The organism is Burkholderia sp. LMG 13014, assembly GCF_905232215.1.
In the GTDB taxonomy this organism is placed as follows: domain Bacteria; phylum Pseudomonadota; class Gammaproteobacteria; order Burkholderiales; family Burkholderiaceae; genus Burkholderia.
Genome location: NZ_CAJNKE010000835.1, coordinates 1 through 2,013, shown reverse-complemented (window position 1 = coordinate 2,013; position 2,013 = coordinate 1). Strand labels below are relative to the sequence as shown.

The 2,013-nt window shown below is 66.5% G+C and carries 2 protein-coding genes and 1 pseudogene; all 3 read right to left on the bottom strand.

Features of this window, described 5'->3' with window-relative positions; all coding sequences use genetic code 11:
- A pseudogene (locus JYJ84_RS35180) lies at nucleotides 1-85 on the bottom strand (DUF2007 domain-containing protein); the annotation flags it as partial.
- A 66-nt stretch (nucleotides 86-151) separates the two neighbouring features.
- Nucleotides 152-1,093, bottom strand: a complete 942-nt coding sequence (rsgA, locus tag JYJ84_RS35175; RefSeq protein ID WP_122944806.1) for a ribosome small subunit-dependent GTPase A — start codon at nucleotides 1,091-1,093, stop codon at nucleotides 152-154.
- The coding region (locus JYJ84_RS35170) for a M48 family metallopeptidase (protein WP_205190170.1) at nucleotides 1,090-2,013 on the bottom strand (924 nt) is incomplete at its 5' end. The genes JYJ84_RS35170 and rsgA, both read right to left, overlap by 4 nt.

Below are 2,013 nucleotides of genomic sequence, written 5' to 3'. Positions count from 1 at the left end.
TATGCAGCTCGCAACCGATGCCGGCCACCTGAAGCACGTTGGCCCAATGCTGCGCCGTCGCGAGATCGGGTGCCTTGAAACGCATCGCGGCTCCTGTCGGTGAAAGCCGGCGCGCATCGCACCGGCTGGCCGCCGCGCGCGTGCCGCGCGCTCAGCGGACGATCTGGCTCGCCTCGTGCACGAGCTGCGCATACAGCGCATGCCGCGACGGTGCGATGCGGCCGTCGGCGACGGCTTCGAGAATCGCGCAGCCGGGTTCGTGCAGGTGATGACAATTATAGAAACGGCAGTCGGCGAGCAGTGGCCGGAACTCCGGAAAGGCGCGCTCGAGACGGCCTTCCGTCAGATGGTAGAGACCGAATTCCTGGAAGCCCGGCGAATCGATCAGCGCGCCGCCGCCCTCCAATGGGTAGAGGCGCGTGAACGTCGTCGTGTGACGGCCGCTGTTGAGCGCGGCCGAAATCTCGCGCGTGGCGGCTTCGGCATCGGGAACGAGCAGGTTCACGAGCGTCGACTTGCCCATCCCGGACTGGCCGAGCAGGATCGTCGAATGCCCGGCGAGGTGCGGCATCAGCTGCGCGCGCGCGTCGTCGGGCGAGCCCTTCACCGACAGCTCGAGTACGTCGTAGCCGAGTGCGCGGTAGGGCGCGAGGCGCTCGCGCGCGACCGGCAGCGCGGCTTCGACGTCGATCTTGTTCAGTACGACGAGCGGCTTCAGCGCGTTCGCCTCGGCGGCGATCAGCGCGCGGCCGAGCAGGTCCTCGCTGAAATAGGGCTCGGTCGCGAGCACGATCAGCAACTGGTCGAGGTTGGCCGCGAACAGCTTCGACTTGAACTGGTCGGAACGGTACAGCAGGTTGCGCCGTTCGCCGATCTCGACGATCACGCCCTGGTCGGCCGATGCGAGTTCGTACACGACACGGTCGCCGACCGCGATATCGCTCTTCTTGCCGCGCGGGAAGCACTGCAGCATCGGGCCGCCGTCGTCGGGCGCGACGATGTAGTGGCGCCCGTGCGCCGCGATCACGCGGCCTTCGACTCGCTGCGCGCTCGATGCGCGCGGGGCCGGCTTGCGGGAGGTCGGCCGGCTCATGCGTGCTGCATCAGGCGGTCGATCCGCTGCGAGGCGGGCGGATGCGAGTAGTAGAAGGCCGTGTAGACGGGGTCGGGCGTCAACGTCGACGCGTTGTCCTCGTAAAGCTTCACGAGTGCGCTGACGAGATCCTGCGCGTCGGTCTGGCTGGCCGCGAAAGCATCGGCCTCGAATTCGTGCTTGCGCGACGTGAGGCTGCCGAACGGCGTCGCGAAGAACAGGAACACGGGAATCGCGAGGAAGAACAGCACGAGCGCGGCGCCCGCGTTGCTCGTGTCGAGCGACGGCGTGACGCCGAGCCCCGTGTAGAACCACGTGCGTTGCGCAAGCCAGCCGAGCAGCGCGAGCAGCACGAGGCTCAGCACGAACGAGACGAGCATCCGCTTCATCACGTGGCGACGCTTGAAATGGCCGAGCTCGTGCGCGAGCACGGCCTCGATTTCCTGGCCGGACAGTCGCGAGAGCAGCGTGTCGAAGAACACGATCCGCTTCGACGCGCCGAAGCCGGTGAAGTACGCGTTGCCGTGCGCGGAGCGGCGGCTGCCGTCCATCACGAACAGCCCCTTCGCCGCAAAACCGCAGCGTTTCATCAGCGACTCGATGCGCGCGCGCAGCGCGTCGTCCTTCAGCGGCTCGAACTTGTTGAAGATCGGTGCGATGAAGGTCGGGTAGATCAGCAGCACGAGCATCTGGAACGCGACCCAGACGATCCAGGTCCACAGCCACCACAGGCTGCCGGCCTGGTTCATCAGCCACAGCACGACGAACAGCAGCGGCAGGCCGAGCGCGGCGCCGAGCAGCGAGTTTTTCAGCATGTCGGTGAAGAACAGCCGTTTCGTCATCCGGTTGAAGCCGAAACGCTGTTCGATCCCGAACTGGCGGTAGTACTCGAACGGGACGTCGATGACGCTCGTGATCAC

Bases quoted from the DNA above. Each gene is read 5' to 3' on its own strand.
- rsgA (WP_122944806.1), bottom strand. From the start codon at position 1,093: ATGAGCCGGCCGACCTCCCGCAAGCCGGCCCCGCGCGCATCGAGCGCG.